We start from the raw sequence: 17,324 nt of genomic DNA, 5'->3' as shown, positions 1-17,324 counted from the left end.
TAGTTCCTAGTGAAGTTTCGACTTAAAGCGTACTTTCAGTACTGAAAGTACGCATTTAATCAATATAAGTTAACTTAGAAAGTAGTACCAATATTAAAGGTAAATACTTCAGTTCTATCACCGTCATATTTTTTCAGTGGTGTTGCTAATGAAAATACTAACGGGCCCATTGGTGATAACCACTGCAAGCTGACGCCAGCAGAAGCACGCAATCGCATTGGGTCTGAATAGTCACCATAGTATTTACAACCGCCAAGACAAGTCTGCGATTCATATACTGATGCATCAAATTCAGTATCCCATACCGAACCGGCATCAACAAATACCGTTGTACGTACTAAGTTGGCATATTCTTCACTTAAGAATGGCGTAGGGAAAATCAGTTCCGCACTCGCGGTTGCTAATGCATTACCACCAATAGAAGAGTCTGTTGCTACATAACCTGAATTACCACTACCGGGTGCGCTAGAGTTCTGTAGGCCTTTTGGACTGATTGTATTACTGTTAAAGCCACGTACAGAATAGAAGCCACCTGCATAATAGTTTTGATAAAATGGTAACACATGATCATCGCCATTTGATGTCTGACCATAACCATTACCGTAAGCAACACGACCACGCATTAATACTGACCAGCGGTGGTTTGTTGATAGCGGTACATAATATTTGTTATCAAAACTCATTTTAAAATACTGTACATCCGAACCTGGCACAGTCATTGTAAAGTTAGCTTTTTGCTCCGACCCCGATGTCGCAAATACACCGCGGTTTAAGGTGCGACGACGCCAAGACGCTGACACATCAAAACCTTGGAATACCACAAAGCTACCATCCTGATCAATTTCATCTTTATAAATGTCCCAGAAAATATCAGTTTGTGCATAAGACGTTGTTTGCGAGATCTTATTCCACTCATAACCTAAACTAAAGCTTAAGGTATTATTTTCATTAACCGGGAAACCTAAGGTGCCAGAGATACCATAGGTACGGTTGTTATAATCAACAATATCCGCTTTTTTTGCTTCAAAATCGCTAACGTAAATTTTACCACCAAAACTCACGCCATCAACAGTGAAGTAAGGGTCGGTATAGCTTAAGCTCGCCTTTTTCGAGTAGTCATTAGTACTAACACTAATACCGGCCTTGTTACCCGTACCAAAGAAGTTATCCTGTTGAATACCCAAATTTAAACTTACGCCCGATTCATTACCATACCCAATAGCAGCGGTAAATGAACCGGCAGCCTGTTCTTTCACTTGCACATTAACATCAACCACATCCATTTCACCTGGTACACGTACCGTATTGGTGTTTACGGTTTCGAAGAAACCAAGCTGATTTAGACGGGTTTTAGAGCGGTCAATTAAACGATTAGATAACCAAGTACCTTCCATCTGACGCATTTCACGACGTAGTACTTCATCTTTAGTTACATCGTTACCCGCAAAGTTAATACGACGCACATAGATACGAGGACCCGGTTCAACGGCAATCGTTAGATTAACCGTATGGTCTTCATCATTGATTTCTGGGTAAGTTGATACTTTTGGATAAGCGTAACCAAAACGGCTTAAATAACGACTTAAACTTTCTTCCGTGGCAGTGACACTTGCACCACTGTATAGCTCGCCAGAATCAAGCGCTAATAAACCGCGTAATTCTTCTTCTTTATCGAGTAAATTACCTGTTAAACTGATATTACCGAGTTTATATTGCTCACCTTCATTCACTTTAAGGGTGATATAAATACCTTGCTTGTCCGGTGTCATGGATACTTGCGTTGATTCCGTCTTAAAACGAATATAACCATTATCCACATAGTGACTACGCAGTTTCTCTAAATCACCCGCCAGCAGTTGTTTTTGATACTGCTGGTCAGCCATAACGTTCCACCACGGCGTGTGATCACTCAGCTCAAACAGATTTTTTAGCTCTGCCGTTGAGTAGACTGTATTACCTAAGATATTAAGCTGTTTAATTTCTGCTGACTTGCCTTCAACAAAACTGAATTTAATATCAATACGGTTACGTGGTAACGGGGTAAGAATGGTATTAATTTTCGCACTGTAACGACCAGCACCATAATAAAATTCTTGTAGTCCCTGCTCTACTGAACGAATAATAGTACGATCGATAGGCTCACCGACACGAATACCAGATGAACTAAGACTTTCTTTTAACTGCTCTTCTGGAATGGCTTCATTACCAACAAACTCAATACTACTGATCGTGGGTAATTCAGTGACTTTAAAAACAAGCGTTGAACCGTCGCGGTACAATTCGATATCATCAAAATTACCTGATGCATATAATTTTTTCACCGCGAGAGCCGTATCACTAGGACTAATACTATCCCCTTCACGTAATGGAATATTCAACAATGCAGCACCTAATGTCACGCGCTGTAAGCCTTCGACTTGAATATCTTTAACAATGAAGCTACCAGCAGCGGCTATCGCTGTCGTACTTGTAAATAAGCAAGCACTTGAAAATAGTACGCCAGCTAAATATTTATTAATTATCATTCTGATTAAATAATCCCTAAATGCAATTCAATGATTTATAAACGAGCAAAATCATTAAATAAGGCAAGTCCCGTTAATAGCATAATTATGACTGAACCAACTTTGAAACCGACTTCTTGGATCTTTTCAGACACTGGTCGACCTGTGATAAGTTCAAATGTGTAATACAGCAAATGACCACCATCTAGTACAGGAAGTGGCATTAAATTCATTAAACCCAGATTAACACTAATCAAGGCGAGGAAACCCAAAAAGTAAACCAAACCATAGTCTGCACTCGCGCCAGCACTTTTAGCAATGGAAATCGGTCCACTTAAATTGTTCAGCGAAATATCACCTGTCACTAAACGGCCAATCATCTTAAACGTTAGCGCAGTAAGTTGCCAAGTACGCTCAACAGACTGTTGTACAGAATCTAGAATACCATATTGAATATCAACAAGATAATCTTCAGGATAACTCGCGACAACAGGTGCAACGCCTAAATAACCTTTTAATACCCCATCCGCACCGATTTTACCTTTTGGTATAACATTTAATTCTAGTTTCTGGCCATTTCGCAGTATGGTTACAGCTAACATTTGTTCAGGGCTGTTTTGAATTTTTTCAACCAACATTAACCAGTTATCAATAGGTTGTTGTGCGACTGCAATAATTTTATCACCGGCAAGCAGACCACCACGCTCACCCGCGCTACCTTTAATGACTTGCGCTAATTCTTGGCTCACAGCTGGTTGATAAGGCGTCAGACCAACGCTTTTTATCGGTGACTCACGCTCAGGATCAAATTTCCAATCCCGTAAATCTATTTGACGAGACACGGTGTAGTTAGTGTCCTCAAGATATAATTGAACAGCCATCGATGGTTCACCCATGTGCTCAATTATTTTAAGGCTTACATCATTCCAATCTTTTACTTCTTGACCGTCAATCGCGGTAATAATCGCTTTGTCAGTAACACCTGCTTGTGCCATAACCGAATGGGGAGCAACCTCACCAATCACAGGTTTCACACTCGGCACACCGATCATGAACATAAGCCAAAATGCAACAATGGCTAACGCAAAGTTTGCTAACGGCCCGGCGGCAACAATGGCGATTCTGGCTAATACAGGTTGACGATTAAATGATTGAGATTTTAATGCTTCAGGTACGTCATCAACACGTTCGTCAAGCATTTTAACGAAACCACCGAGCGGGATCATTGCAATAACATATTCAGTGCCGTCTTTACCCGTACGCATCCACAAAGTTTTACCAAAACCAATCGAAAAACGTAATACTTTAACGCCGCATCGACGTGCCACCCAGAAGTGACCAAACTCATGTATTGCAACCAAAATACCGAGGGCAACAATAAATGCACCTAAATTCCATAAAGACGATATCATTTTATTACTCTATTAATTGTTTGTTCTGCTGCAGCTCGAGCCATCTCATCAATATCAATCAAGGCATCAATATTGTTGGGTGCAGAGATAGTCATCGCGTCTAATACTGTCTCGTTTACACGCGCAATATCAGTGAAACTAATCTGCCCAGTTAAGAAGGCGTCTACCGCGATTTCATTCGCAGCATTTAACGTTGTTGTCGCCGCTTGACCTTGATGGCAAGCATCAATCGCTAATTTTAAGCAAGGGTAACGCGCATAATCAGGTTTTAAAAACGTTAACTCACCCATTTCGAAAAAGTCTAATGGTTTAACACCAGAAGGAACACGCTGTGGATAAGCCATTGCATGGGCAATTGGCGTACACATATCCGGTTCACCCATCTGTGCTAATACCGAACCATCGGTATATTGCACCATTGAATGGATCACCGACTGCGGATGAATAACCACTTGAATTTGTGCTTCATCGGCATTAAATAGCCATTTAGCTTCAATGTATTCGAGACCTTTATTCATCATGGTAGCAGAATCAACTGAGATCTTCTGTCCCATTGACCAATTAGGGTGTGCACAGGCTTGTGCTGGCGTGACGGCTGATAAATCAGCAATATCACTATAACGGAATGGGCCACCTGAACCGGTTAATAAGATCTTACTGATACCCTCAGCAACCAGATCACAAAAACCCAGATTAGTTTGTACTGCCGTTGGCATTGCTTGAAAAATAGCATTATGTTCACTATCAATTGGCAATAATTCAGCACCACTGGCTTTTACTTCTTCCATAAATAAAGCGCCAGACATCACTAACGCTTCTTTATTTGCTAGCAGTATCCGTTTACCCGCGCGAACAGCAGCCAAGGTTGGCATAAGACCAGCTGCGCCGACAATTGCAGCCATCACCATGTCTGCATCGTCAAGCGCAGCAACCTGACATAATGCATCCATTCCAGAAAGCACTTCCGTAGAGCAATTAAGTGATTTAAGTTGTTGCGCTAACTGACCGGCTGCAACGTCATTAAGCATAACAGCGTAGCAAGGTTTAAACTCTAAACATTGCGCCAGCATCTCAGTAACATTACTATTAGCGGTTAAAGCCTGTACCCGAAAGCGCTCAGGATTTTGACGAATAACTGCAAGGGTACTTTTACCAACCGAGCCGGTTGCACCCAGTATCGTTAATCCAATCACAATAACGCTCCCTTAAAGCCAAACTAAATAAATAACAGCAAATACCGGTAATGCAGCAGTTAAACTATCAATCCGATCAAGGATACCACCGTGACCAGGTAATAATGTACCACTGTCTTTTACACCCGCTTCACGTTTGAACATACTCTCGTTAAGATCACCTAATGTTGATGAAATTGACGTTACAAAGCACGTGAACAGAACTACGACAAGCTTAGTGCTATCAAGTTCCCCTGAAGGTGATACAGTCATCACAACGGCAGCAATTAACGCAATAATCATTGATACTGCAACGCCACCAAGAAAACCTTCACGGGTTTTACCTGGGCTAACTTTTGGTGCTAGTTTATTTTTACCGAATTTTTTACCGGTAAAGTAAGCACCCGAATCCGCGCCCCACACTAAGAACATAACGAGCATCACTAACCATGCACCTGACATCTGGTCATGCGCATAATCATAAGAGCGTAGTGCTAACATCGCCCAAAAAAAAGGCACTAGTGTAACGATACCAAACACCACTTTGACAAGTGTATTTTTAGTCCATATTTTAGCGCTATTTGGATACGTCAAAACTAATGCTGCACAAATTAACCACCACACAGCACCGACAGTTAAAATACCTTTGACTAATGGTACTAAAACAATTTCACCATTAGTCACTTCCCAGATATTACGAACATCAGGTGGAATAACTAATAATGATGCACCAAGAATAAGGGAATAGCCGACAATCAAGGCATTGGGTAATTTACTATTATTCTTATCAACCAATACAGCCCATTCTTTTGTTGCTAAGATAAAAACACCCGCAATTGCAAGCGCATACCATTGCAGGGGTAACAAAAAAATAGCGGCAAGCGCTAATGGCGCTAAGATTAACGCGGTCGTAATTCGTTGCTTAAGCAAAGTTGTTCTCCTATTAAAAGTACTCAGAATAAAATCTAAGTACTTACTTATATGTGTTTATTGCTGCTTTGTTAAAATAGCTCTGACTTGTTCGCCAGTACCGCCAAAACGACGTTCTCGGTTTACAAAGCTAAAAATGGCATCTTCAAAAGCGACATTGTCAAAATCAGGCCATAATATATCAGTGAAATACAATTCCGCGTAAGCCAATTGCCACAACAGAAAATTACTGATGCGGTGATCACCGCCAGTACGGATCATCAGATCAACGGCAGGTTGGTCAGCCATTTCGATGTGTTGACCTAGCATTTTATCATCGATTTGATCGAGACTAATTGCACCCATTTTAACGGCGGCAGCAATTTTCTTAGCGGCATGCGCAATATCCGATTGACCACCGTAGTTGGCTGCAATATTAAGGGTTAACTTGGTGTTATTCATGGTTAACGCTTGAGCTTCAGCGATCTTGGTTTGAATAGCAGGACTAAAAGCAGATATATCGCCGATGATGTTTAGGCGGATTTTATGTTTATGTAGCTTTTTAACTTCTCGAGTTAACACTGTCATGAATAATTTCATCAACATGCTAACTTCAGCTGCAGGTCGACGCCAATTCTCACTACTAAAAGCAAATAACGTGAGTGATTCAACCCCAATAGTTAATGCACTAGTCACAACTTGGCGAACAGACTTAACACCTTCATGGTGGCCCTTAATACGTATTTTTCCACGCTGCTCAGCCCAACGTCCATTGCCATCCATGATGATCGCAACATGCTTGGGTTTCGAGTCATTAACTAACGCTTCGAGTTCGCTGGTGTTTACCATTACAATTTCTATCCATCAAAAATTAAAACGCCGTATCGAAACACGGCGTCTTAAAAAGCGTAAAGTAAATTACACTTCCATTAAGTCTTTTTCTTTGTCTGATAATATAGTATCAACTTGCTTGATACAGGTATCAGTCATTTTTTGGATCTCATCTTGTGCACGGCGATCGTCATCTTCACCGATTTCTTTTTCTTTTAGTAGTGCTTTGATATCACCGTTGGCATCACGACGGATGTTACGGATAGCAACACGGCCTTGTTCAGCATCAGCACGTACAACTTTAATTAAGCTCTTACGACGTTCTTCAGTAAGTGCAGGTAATGGAATACGAATATTAGTACCAGCAGACTGTGGGTTAAGACCCAAATCAGACATCATGATTGCTTTTTCTACGGCTTTAACCATTGTTGCATCGAATACAGTAATGCTTAATGTACGTGAATCTTCAGTACCAACGTTACCGATTTGGTTAAGTGGTGTATTAGTTCCGTAGTAAGAAACGGTAATACCGTTTAGGATACTTGGGTGTGCACGGCCAGTTCGAACTTTAGATAGTTGACTTTTCAATGCGTCGATACTTTTGCCCATACGGGCCTGAGCGTCATCTTTAATTTCGTTGATCACAACGTCTTCCTTAAATTTGTCGAGCAATGGTCAGCATTGCTTTATCGATGAGAATTTACTTATTTAGTGTAAATCAATTCAATTTAGAGGTCTTGTTATAATCCCCCTAAATTTTAAACTATTGTATTTATTTACTGAATTTGAGATCCAGTTTTATTTCTTTGCTTGATTTGAAATCAATGTGCCTTCAGCTTCACCCATAATAACACGACGTAAAGCACCTGGCTTATTCATGTTAAATACACGCATCGGTAAATTATGGTCACGCGCCATGGTAAATGCAGATAAATCCATGATTTTAAGTTCTTTTTCTACAACTTCACGATAATCAAGAGTAGCGTAAAATTCAGCATCAGGGTTTTTCACTGGATCTTCAGAGTATACACCGTCAACTTTTGTTGCTTTTAATACAATGTCGGCTTCAATTTCAATACCACGTAAACAGGCAGCTGAATCCGTTGTACAGAATGGGTTACCTGTACCCGCCGAGAAAATAACGACTCGGCCAGTTTTTAATAAACTAATTGCTTCAGCCCAGTTATAGCTGTCACATACGCCACGTAATTCAATTGCAGACATTAAACGAGCATTCACATAAGCACGGTGAAGTGCATCACGCATTGCTAAGCCATTCATCACAGTCGCTAACATGCCCATGTGATCGCCCACTACACGGTTCATACCCGCTTCAGCCAGACCTGCACCACGGAATAGGTTTCCGCCACCAATAACCAAACCAACTTGAACACCTAACTCAACAATTTCTTTGATTTCTTGTGCCATGCGATCCAGAACTTTAGGGTCGATACCAAAATTCTCGTCTCCCATCAGCGCTTCACCGCTAAGCTTTAATAAAATACGACGATATGCAGGTTTCGGGTTGGTAGTCATAATGATCTCTTTATCCTAATTGTGGAAAAACCGCAGCCTGAGCCGCGGTCTGTATTAAATCTTAAGCAATAATGAAATTATGCTTTTTTCGCTGCTGCTACTGTAGCTGCAACTTCAGCGGCGAAATCATCTTCCGCTTTCTCGATACCTTCACCCACTTCGATGCGGATAAATGTTTCAACGTCTGCGCCTTCTTCTTTAAGAAGTTGACCAACAGTTTTTGACGGATCCATGATGAAAGCTTGACCAGTAAGGCTAACTTCACCAGTGAATTTCTTCATACGGCCAACAACCATTTTTTCAGCGATTTCTTGAGGCTTACCACTGTTTACAGCGATTTCAACTTGGATAGCGCGTTCTTTTTCAACTACAGATGCAGGCACATCTTCAGGTTTAACAAATTCAGGCTTAGCTGCTGCTACGTGCATAGCAATTTTCTTAGCTAATGCTTCATCGCCACCTTTAAGTACAGTAACAACACCGATAGTGCCGCCATGTATATAAGACGCCATGTTATCACCTTTAACTACAACTGAACGACGAACATTAATGTTCTCGCCAATTTTAGCAATTAGGTTAGCACGCGCTTCTTCAACTGTTAATTCAGCGTCAAATTTAGCGGCTAGTAGTGCTTCAGCCGTGTTAAATTCACCAGCGTGAGCAACCTCAACAACTTGGTTAGCAAATGCTAGGAAGCTTGCATCTTTTGCTACGAAATCTGTTTCTGAGTTGATTTCAACTAGAACAGCAACGCCGTTAGCAATTTTAGTTTTTACAACGCCTTCAGCAGCAATACGACCCGCTTTTTTAGCCGCTTTTACAGCGCCTGATTTACGCATGTTGTCGATTGCAAGTTCCATATCGCCTTCAGCTTCAACTAAAGCTTTTTTACAATCCATCATGCCTGCAGCTGTACGTTCGCGCAGTTCTTTAACCATTGCAGCAGTAATTGCCATGGGTAATTTCCTCAATTTCTTATACAAAAAAAAACAGGAGCCATACGGCTCCTGTTAACTAAATAGTGCACTTAGTTAATAAGAGCATCGATTAAATCGAAAAGCTTTATTATTTAGCTTCTTCGATGAAGTCGCTTTCAGCTTGTGCAGCGATGTCTTGATTACGGCCTTCGTTTACACTTGCAGCTACTGCGCCAGCGTAAAGTTTGATAGCACGGATCGCATCATCGTTACCAGGTACAACATAATCGATGTTGTCTGGGTTTGAGTTAGTATCAACGATAGCTACTACTGGGATACCTAGGTTGTTAGCTTCTTTAATAGCGATGTGCTCATGGTCAGCATCGATGATGAAAAGAACATCTGGTAAACCGCCCATAGTTTTAATACCACCAAGGCTTTTCTCTAGTTTGATCATTTCACGTGTGTTCATTAGAGCTTCTTTCTTAGTAAGTTGCTCGAATGTACCGTCTTGTGATTGTGCTTCTAGAGTAGTAAGACGTTTGATTGATTGACGAACTGTTTTCCAGTTAGTCAACATACCGCCTAACCAGCGATGATCAACGTAGAACTGGTCACATGAAAGTGCAGCTTCTTTGATTGTTTCGCCAGCAGCTTTTTTAGTACCAACAAAAAGAACTTTACCTTTTTTGTCTGCAACGTTCTTGATAAAACCAAGTGCCTCGTTGAACAGAGGAACAGTTTGCTCTAAGTTGATGATATGTACTTTACTACGAGCACCGAAGATGTATTGCTTCATCTTAGGGTTCCAGTAACGAGTTTGGTGACCGAAATGAACACCGGCTTGTAGCATATCGCGCATTGATACTGTAGACATTTTAAATTCCTTAAATTTGTATGGGGTTAGGCCTCCACACATCCCATTTTTTCGACCTTTATTTCTAACTAAAAGCGAGCAAAAGCAAGCGATTAACAAACAAAATAAAAGCACCCCGACAAATGTGACGATGTGTGTGTGATTTATATAAATTTATGTGTATGAGATTTAGCAAATAACCAGTTACTGACATTTACTAAATTCATTGCGCGCTTTATATCATATTTAGATAAATAGCACAAATTTTGTAGCGTTGTTTTTAAGGTTGATGTAGAGAGTAAATACACCGAACAACCTTTAATCTAGCGGGTTATTAAGATATTTACCGACATTAAATAAATTATTTTTTTATCCCTGAATACCTATAAATAGCAGACGCTTAAATAGAGTCCTTAATCCACAAAAAAAATTTAGGCTTCTTACTCTCATTAGCGTTACAATGATAGTTATAAAACAAAAAACCTATATATTGAAGAGTGAAAAATGAGCGTAATCATTAAAACTGAAGATCAAATCGAAAAAATGCGCGTTGCGGGTCGTTTAGCAGCACAAGTACTAGAAATGATAGAACCGTTTGTAGTTGCCGGGGTGACCACTCAGGAGTTAAATGATCGTTGCCATGAATTCACTTTAGCAAACGACGCATTATCTGCACCACTGTTCTACCCAAGCTATGATGAAAATGATGACACCGCATTTCCAAAATCGATCTGCACATCAATTAACAGCGTTGTTTGCCATGGTGTACCAAGTGATCGTCCATTAGTCGATGGCGACATTATTAACTTGGATATTACCGTGATCAAAGATGGCCTACATGGCGATACCTCAAAGATGTTTTTAATTGGAGAAGTATCACCACGTGATAAGCAATTATGCCGAATTTCACAAGAAGCGTTATACGAAGGTTTACGTCAAGTAAAACCGGGTACTCGTTTAAGCCGCATTGGCGAGATCATTGAGAAAAAAATCAAGTCTCACAATAAAGCCAATCCAACACGTAAATACTCAATCGTAGAAGAATATTGTGGTCACGGCATTGGTGAAAAATTCCATGAAGAGCCACAAGTATTACATTACAAATCACGCTTCAACGAAAGCAACCAAAACCTAGTCCTTAAAGAAGGCATGTGCTTCACGATTGAACCTATGATCAACGCGGGTAAAAAACACAATGAAGTAGCCGATGATCACTGGACAGTGTTAACCAAAGACAACAAAAACTCAGCGCAATGGGAACATACTATTGTTGTAACCAAAGACGGTTGTGAAATTATGACATTACGTGAAGAAGAAACTATCTCACGTATCTTAAAAAACTAAATAAAAACTAGTTTGAATATTAGATAATATGGAATCAGTGCCCTGCTGATTCCATCTCTCTATCGAACTCCAGGAAGGCGTCGCATGGATCCAACTCAATATGTCCCCGCATTACTCTCAGATGAAGAGTTAACACTGAGTCATTGTAAATCACACATGCAAGAATTTCAGGCATGGCTAGAACAACGCTTTTTTGATGGTGATGATATTATTGCGTTAGTCGCTTGCCGTGCAGAATACATGGATCAGTTACTCAATCGCCTTTGGCAAAAGTTTGGTTTGGAAAAACAGCCAGAACTTGCTTTGGTTGCCGTTGGTGGCTATGGACGTGGTGAATTACACCCTAAATCAGACATTGATTTACTCATTACAACAACCTTGCCATTAACCATAGAACAAGAACAAGCAATATCACTCTTCATTACTATGTTATGGGATTTACGCTTAGAGGTTGGCCACAGTGTTCGCACCATCGATGAATGTTTAGAACAAGGTTTAGCTGATATCACTATTGCGACTAATTTATTAGAATCGCGTTTGATCACCGGTTCTGAAGACACTTATGCACAGTTACAAGACATTATTGACCCTGAAACTTTTTGGCCAAGCCAAGACTTTTTCCAAGCCAAGCATGAAGAACAACTCGCTCGTCATCACCAATTTAAAGGTTCATCTTATAACTTAGAACCTGATCTAAAAAGCAGTCCCGGAGGCTTGCGCGATTTACAGACTATTCTGTGGATCACCCGTCGTCATTTTGGCTCAAGCAGTTTCTTCGAATTAACTAATCACGGGTTTTTAACCAAAGGTGAATACCACGAGCTTGAAGATTGCCAAAACTTCTTATGGCGAGTGCGATTTGCGCTGCACCTTGGTTTAAAACGCTGTGATAACCGCTTATTATTCGACAGACAAACCACAGTCGCCAAAGCACTCGGTTACCGCGGTGAAGGCAATCAAGCTGTCGAAACCATGATGAAACAGTTTTACCAGACTATCCGCCGAGTCACCGAGCTAAATGAAATGCTGTTGCAGCTATTTAATCAAGCGATCCTCGGACACGTGGGGATGGATGTGCGTAATATTACCGCAGACTTTCAACTGCGTGGTAGTTTAATTGATACCACCAGCACCGACCTATTTACGCGTCGCCCAAGCGCCATTATCGAATTATTTTATCATATTGCGGATAACGAACAGATTATCGGTATTTATGCGGGCACTATACGTGAATTACGTGATGCCAGACGTAAGCTCACGACCTGGTTAGAAGATATTCCCGAGTGTCGTGAACAGTTAATGCAATTATTTAAACATCCCAATGCTTGTGGTTTAGCTATCACATTAATGCACAAACATGGGGTTATTGCCGCCTATATTCCACAGTGGAGTCGCATCCTCGGACAAATGCAGTTTGATTTATTCCATAACTATACTGTGGATGAGCATACCCACCGTTTAGTGAAGATCATTAACTCTTACAAATGGGACAAGACCAAAGAAACCCATCCATTGTGCTGTGAGATATACCCACGTTTAGAAAAACCGGAATTATTGATCATTGCGGCCATTTTTCATGACATAGGGAAAGGCCAAAAAGGCAATCACTCTGAAATTGGGGCAATAGACGCACGCGCATTCTGTAAGAAGCATGGGATCAACAAGGCCGACCGAAAAATGGTCTCCCGATTGGTCAAATACCATCTATTAATGTCGGTAACCGCACAACGTCGTGATATTCACGATCCAGAGATAATTACCGAGTTTGCCCGAACCATTGGTGATCAAGAACACCTTAACTACCTTTACTGCCTCACCGTTGCCGATATTTGTGCCACCAATGACAGTCTGTGGAATAACTGGAAAGGTTCACTGCTACGTGAATTATATTTCTTAACTCAGCAAGCATTACGCCGTGGTTTAGAAAATCCGCTCGATGCAAAATTCAGAATTAGAAATAATAAAGATACTGCGTTGGCCTTCTTGGAAAATAGCCGTTTTAGCTCCGAACAGATCCAAGCATTGTGGAGCACATTTCGTTCCGAGTATTTTTTACGTAATGATCCAAGCCAGATTTGTTGGCATACGACAGGTATTCTCAATCATGAAGATCCGACTCAACCACTAGTACTGATCAGTCAAAATAGTACCCGCGGTGGTAATGAAGTGTTTATCTATGCCAAAGACAATAAGCATTTGTTCGCTTCAGCTGTATCTACATTAGGGAATAAAAACTTAAACATTCATGATGCGAAAATCACCTCAAGCCGTAATGGTTATGTACTCGATAGTTTCGTGATCTTGGATCAAACCGGTGATACCCTCGCCCCTGATCGTGTTTATGCATTGCAAGCAGCATTAGAGGCGGTGTTAAAGACGGGTAAAGCGCCGATATTAAGAAAACAGCGTATCCCACGACAAATTAAACAGTTCTCAGTAAAAACCAAAGTAACCTTTTTAGCAACCAAGAAAAAGCGTACCTTTGTCGAGATAATCACCTTAGATACACCAGGATTACTTGCCCGGATCAGTGCTATTTTGAGCTCAGAAAATATTGTGCTGCATAATGCCAAAATTTCAACTATTGGTGAACGCGCAGAAGATTTCTTCATTATTTCGGGTAATAACAATCAACCGCTATCACCAGAACAGCAAGCGGAGTTACGTCATAATTTGATTACCGAATTGGCTGATAACTAATTGCTCTGAAAATAACAATCGCAATAATCTTTGAAACAACGAAGACAAATGTGATAGAACTAACGGTAATATTGTAATAAATAGAAAAAATACTCAGATCCGGCGTGATGTATGAATATCATGCCCTTATTCTAAATGGAGATTTCTCAGCTATGACCACTTTTTCACTCGCTTTCGGTAGTGCTACTAAAAATACTGCAGGTAAAATTATCGAAGCTTTTTTCCCTAATCCTCTGCTAAACCCAAGTGACAAACTGGTTGCCGACATTAGTGAAATCGTTAATTACTCAGGTCAAAATCAAGTCATTGAAATAACGCCAGCACATGCAGCGCAACTTGCAACGGTATTTGCAGCAAATGATGATGCCGCGAATACGAAATTTGCAACTGCCGCAGCGAACAGCAAACAACCGCTTGTGCTTGTTGTACTTGCTACTGATGAAAAACCCGCATCTGTTGCAGAAGGTTATCTAAAGCTACAATTGATTTCACATCGCCTAGTTAAGCCACATGGCACAGTACTTGACGGTATCTTTGGTCTATTGCATAACATCGCATGGACTAACCAAGGCCCTATCGATTTACCTGAGCTTGCAGAGCGTCAAATTGAAGCACGTCTTGCAGGTGAAGTGTTGACCGTAAGCTGTGTTGATAAATTCCCTAAAATGACAGATTACGTGGTACCAACAGGTGTGCGTATTGCTCATACAGCGCGTGTGCGTTTAGGTGCTCACGTAGGTGAAGGCACAACTATCATGCATGAAGGTTTTGTTAACTTTAATGCGGGAACAGAAGGTGTAAGCATGGTTGAAGGTCGCATCTCTGCAGGTGTGATGGTGGGTAACGGTTCTGACATCGGTGGTGGCGCATCTATCATGGGTACATTAAGTGGCGGTGGCCAATTAGTGATCTCTATGGGTGAGAACTGCTTACTGGGTGCTAACGCCGGTTTAGGTATTCCACTGGGTAACCGCTGTACCATTGAATCAGGCCTATACATTACCGCAGGTTCTAAAGTTCAAATATTAGATGCGGGCAACCAAGCCGTTGAAGTTGTTAAAGCGCGTGACTTAGCCGGTAAAGATGACTTGTTATTCCGTCGTAATTCAATCACAGGTACGATTGAATGTTTAACTAACAAATCAGCGGTTGAACTAAACGCAGAACTACACTCAAACAACTAACAGCTGGCTGACCCGGCATTAGCCGGGTTTTACTCGAACGACTCAGGCTTATGTTTCCACAATAAAGGTGGATACTCTGCCGTTCAATTCACTCGCCTGAGTATTGAGCTGCTGTGATTGCAACAGGTTTTGATTAGCGCCTAAAACAAGAATATCCGTCACATCTTTAATTGAAACGATATTCTGTGATATTTCCCCTGTAACCTGAGTTTGCTCTTCAGCAGCGGTTGCAATCTGGGTAGCCATATCACTAATCAATACAACAGATTGATTAATTTCTTCTAATGCATGAGCCGCCTGATCGGCATCTTCTACAGAACAGATAGCCAATTTCGAGCTACTGTCCATAAGACCGACCGCCCTTGCAGTCGTTAATTGTAAAGTATCAATCGTTGCTTTAATTTCCTCTGTAGATGAATGCGTTCGCTGTGACAGTACCCGAACTTCATCCGCCACAACAGCAAAACCACGCCCCTGTTCACCAGCTCGAGCAGCTTCAATTGCCGCATTTAATGCCAATAGATTAGTTTGTTGTGCGATGCCCTGAATTGTAGCAAGTATGGTTGATATTTCCTGCGCATGCAGGCTTAAATCACCAATCACTTTAGACGCTTCAGAAACTTCACTGGCTAAATTATTGATCGAATGTTTTGAGTTTAGTACCAGCTGGCGGCCTTCGTTGGTACTGCCAGTAGAATCTTGTGCCGCCCTTGCAGTCTGTTCTGCATGCGAAGCAATTTCTAAAGTTGCAGAGGCCATTTCAGTCACTGCCGTTGCCACCATATCAATCTCTTGTTGTTGATGATTAAGCTCTCTCACCGATTGGTTTGCTTGTCGTTCGCTCTCTATGGATTCCGTTGTCAACGTTTCCGATTGAGTACGAATATGCTGAATTAATTGCTGCTGGCTACTCACAAATAAATTAAAACTATTGGCTAAATTCCCCACTTCATCGTTAGCCTGGACCTCAATGCGCTGAGTAAGATCGCCCCCACCTTGTGCAATCAAAGCTAACGCATCAGATACTCTAAGTAGAGGTTGAAATAAAATATTACACAAGAAATTGAATAAAAAAGTACAAATAACAACAACAAGTATTGTTGCGATAACTTGATTCCAAATAGCAGAATAAAGAGGCGCTACCGATGAATTGTAATCAACAACTATAATAATGAACAGATCACTATTTGTAATTGGCGCGGCATAAACAATATTTTCTTTGCCGTTTACCGTGATTTTTTCAACATGGGGGTCACGTAGAATCTGTTGGATAGCGACAAAATCCAGACCTAATGAGGAGATTTTTTTATTTAATAAACTGATGTCCTGATGGGCAAAAATGGCTCCTTGATTATTACTAATAAGCATATAGCCATCGCCAGGTAATACAACTTGTTCCATGTTTTGTAAAATATCATTAATTTCAACATCTGCCCCAATAACGACTGATTGGCCTTGTAGTTGCTGTAAATACCCTAAAGAGACAACATTTGCTCCCGTTGCCGCCGCAACCGTTGGATTATCCATAAACACTTTTGAAGGCGTCGCTTTGGCGTTAATGTACCAACCCCATTTTCTCGGGTCATTATTACCTGCCGGTAGCGTCACACCGTTTGCGTTCTTTTGGCTACCATCGGGAAACGCTGCGAATACATTGTCAAATCCACCTGACACTGCCATTTGTTGTAAATGCTTCTCAAGCGATTCAGGTGCTATATCATTAGATAATGAGCTTAAAATTGTACCCTTAGATTCAATCCAGTCAGCTACATATTGATTATATGATGTGAAAGATCCTTTTAGTCGTTCTTCTATTTCGACATCTAAACGTTGCATCGAAGACCAAAAAGAAACAGCAGCAACCAGTACGCCTCCTAGTATGATCGCGAGACTAGCTGATAGTGCTAGTTTATTTTTGAGTGACATATTCTTTAACATGAAACACCTCTTAATGGATAA

13 protein-coding genes are annotated in these 17,324 nt (G+C 41.0%); 3 read left to right on the top strand and 10 right to left on the bottom strand.

The window, feature by feature from the left end; translation table 11 throughout:
• Positions 1–74: 74 nt before the first annotated feature.
• From bamA to rpsB, 9 genes are all read right to left on the bottom strand, one after another.
• Complete coding sequence (gene bamA / locus AKG98_RS10695; RefSeq protein WP_067045521.1) at positions 75–2,525, bottom strand: outer membrane protein assembly factor BamA; 2,451 nt, start codon at positions 2,523–2,525, stop codon at positions 75–77.
• A 35-nt stretch (positions 2,526–2,560) separates the two neighbouring features.
• Positions 2,561–3,916, bottom strand: a complete 1,356-nt coding sequence (gene rseP / locus AKG98_RS10690; protein WP_067045517.1) for a sigma E protease regulator RseP — start codon at positions 3,914–3,916, stop codon at positions 2,561–2,563.
• Entirely contained in the window at positions 3,913–5,109 is a 1,197-nt protein-coding gene (gene ispC, locus AKG98_RS10685; RefSeq protein WP_067045514.1) for a 1-deoxy-D-xylulose-5-phosphate reductoisomerase, read from the bottom strand. Before ispC ends, rseP begins: the two co-directional genes overlap by 4 nt.
• A 12-nt stretch (positions 5,110–5,121) precedes the next feature.
• Entirely contained in the window at positions 5,122–6,018 is an 897-nt protein-coding gene (locus tag AKG98_RS10680) for a CDP-archaeol synthase (protein ID WP_067045511.1), read from the bottom strand.
• A 57-nt stretch (positions 6,019–6,075) separates the two neighbouring features.
• Positions 6,076–6,846 (bottom strand): polyprenyl diphosphate synthase, encoded by a 771-nt coding sequence (gene uppS / locus AKG98_RS10675; protein WP_067045508.1) that lies wholly within the window; start codon positions 6,844–6,846, stop codon positions 6,076–6,078.
• Between the two features lie 69 nt (positions 6,847–6,915).
• Positions 6,916–7,473: a ribosome recycling factor gene (gene frr / locus AKG98_RS10670; protein WP_067045506.1), complete on the bottom strand. Its 558-nt coding sequence runs from the start codon at positions 7,471–7,473 to the stop codon at positions 6,916–6,918.
• A gap of 153 nt (positions 7,474–7,626) precedes the next feature.
• Positions 7,627–8,364 (bottom strand): UMP kinase, encoded by a 738-nt coding sequence (pyrH, locus tag AKG98_RS10665; RefSeq protein WP_067045503.1) that lies wholly within the window; start codon positions 8,362–8,364, stop codon positions 7,627–7,629.
• Positions 8,365–8,441: 77 nt separating this feature from the next.
• Positions 8,442–9,320: a translation elongation factor Ts gene (gene tsf, locus AKG98_RS10660; protein WP_067045500.1), complete on the bottom strand. Its 879-nt coding sequence runs from the start codon at positions 9,318–9,320 to the stop codon at positions 8,442–8,444.
• Between the two features lie 109 nt (positions 9,321–9,429).
• Positions 9,430–10,158: a 30S ribosomal protein S2 gene (rpsB, locus tag AKG98_RS10655; protein ID WP_067045497.1), complete on the bottom strand. Its 729-nt coding sequence runs from the start codon at positions 10,156–10,158 to the stop codon at positions 9,430–9,432.
• 483 nt (positions 10,159–10,641) lie between these two features.
• Here rpsB and map point away from each other — a divergent pair, with 483 nt between their 5' ends.
• The 3 genes from map (at position 10,642) to dapD (ending at position 15,365) form a co-directional block, all read left to right on the top strand.
• Positions 10,642–11,481 (top strand): type I methionyl aminopeptidase, encoded by an 840-nt coding sequence (gene map, locus AKG98_RS10650; RefSeq protein WP_067045494.1) that lies wholly within the window; start codon positions 10,642–10,644, stop codon positions 11,479–11,481.
• Positions 11,482–11,565: 84 nt separating this feature from the next.
• Positions 11,566–14,181, top strand: coding sequence for a bifunctional uridylyltransferase/uridylyl-removing protein GlnD (gene glnD, locus AKG98_RS10645; RefSeq protein WP_067045491.1), 2,616 nt, complete (start codon positions 11,566–11,568; stop codon positions 14,179–14,181).
• A 152-nt stretch (positions 14,182–14,333) separates the two neighbouring features.
• On the top strand, positions 14,334–15,365 hold the full coding sequence (gene dapD, locus AKG98_RS10640) for a 2,3,4,5-tetrahydropyridine-2,6-dicarboxylate N-succinyltransferase (protein WP_067045488.1): 1,032 nt from the start codon (positions 14,334–14,336) through the stop codon (positions 15,363–15,365).
• 48 nt (positions 15,366–15,413) lie between these two features.
• On the opposite strand, the gene AKG98_RS10635 is transcribed toward dapD, so the two are convergent.
• Positions 15,414–17,303, bottom strand: coding sequence for a methyl-accepting chemotaxis protein (locus tag AKG98_RS10635; RefSeq protein ID WP_067045485.1), 1,890 nt, complete (start codon positions 17,301–17,303; stop codon positions 15,414–15,416).
• Positions 17,304–17,324 lie beyond the last annotated feature (21 nt).

The organism is Moritella sp. JT01, assembly GCF_001574435.1.
In the GTDB taxonomy this organism is placed as follows: domain Bacteria; phylum Pseudomonadota; class Gammaproteobacteria; order Enterobacterales; family Moritellaceae; genus Moritella.
The sequence above is the reverse complement of the archived record's forward strand: the minus strand, read 5'-3'. Positions and strand labels throughout refer to the sequence as shown.

Bases quoted from the DNA above. Each gene is read 5' to 3' on its own strand.
- bamA (WP_067045521.1), bottom strand. From the start codon at position 2,525: ATGATAATTAATAAATATTTAGCTGGCGTACTATTTTCAAGTGCTTGC.
- rseP (WP_067045517.1), bottom strand. From the start codon at position 3,916: ATGATATCGTCTTTATGGAATTTAGGTGCATTTATTGTTGCCCTCGGT.
- uppS (WP_067045508.1), bottom strand. From the start codon at position 6,846: ATGGTAAACACCAGCGAACTCGAAGCGTTAGTTAATGACTCGAAACCC.
- pyrH (WP_067045503.1), bottom strand. From the start codon at position 8,364: ATGACTACCAACCCGAAACCTGCATATCGTCGTATTTTATTAAAGCTT.
- tsf (WP_067045500.1), bottom strand. From the start codon at position 9,320: ATGGCAATTACTGCTGCAATGGTTAAAGAACTGCGCGAACGTACAGCT.
- rpsB (WP_067045497.1), bottom strand. From the start codon at position 10,158: ATGTCTACAGTATCAATGCGCGATATGCTACAAGCCGGTGTTCATTTC.
- map (WP_067045494.1), top strand. From the start codon at position 10,642: ATGAGCGTAATCATTAAAACTGAAGATCAAATCGAAAAAATGCGCGTT.
- glnD (WP_067045491.1), top strand. From the start codon at position 11,566: ATGGATCCAACTCAATATGTCCCCGCATTACTCTCAGATGAAGAGTTA.
- dapD (WP_067045488.1), top strand. From the start codon at position 14,334: ATGACCACTTTTTCACTCGCTTTCGGTAGTGCTACTAAAAATACTGCA.
- AKG98_RS10635 (WP_067045485.1), bottom strand. From the start codon at position 17,303: ATGTTAAAGAATATGTCACTCAAAAATAAACTAGCACTATCAGCTAGT.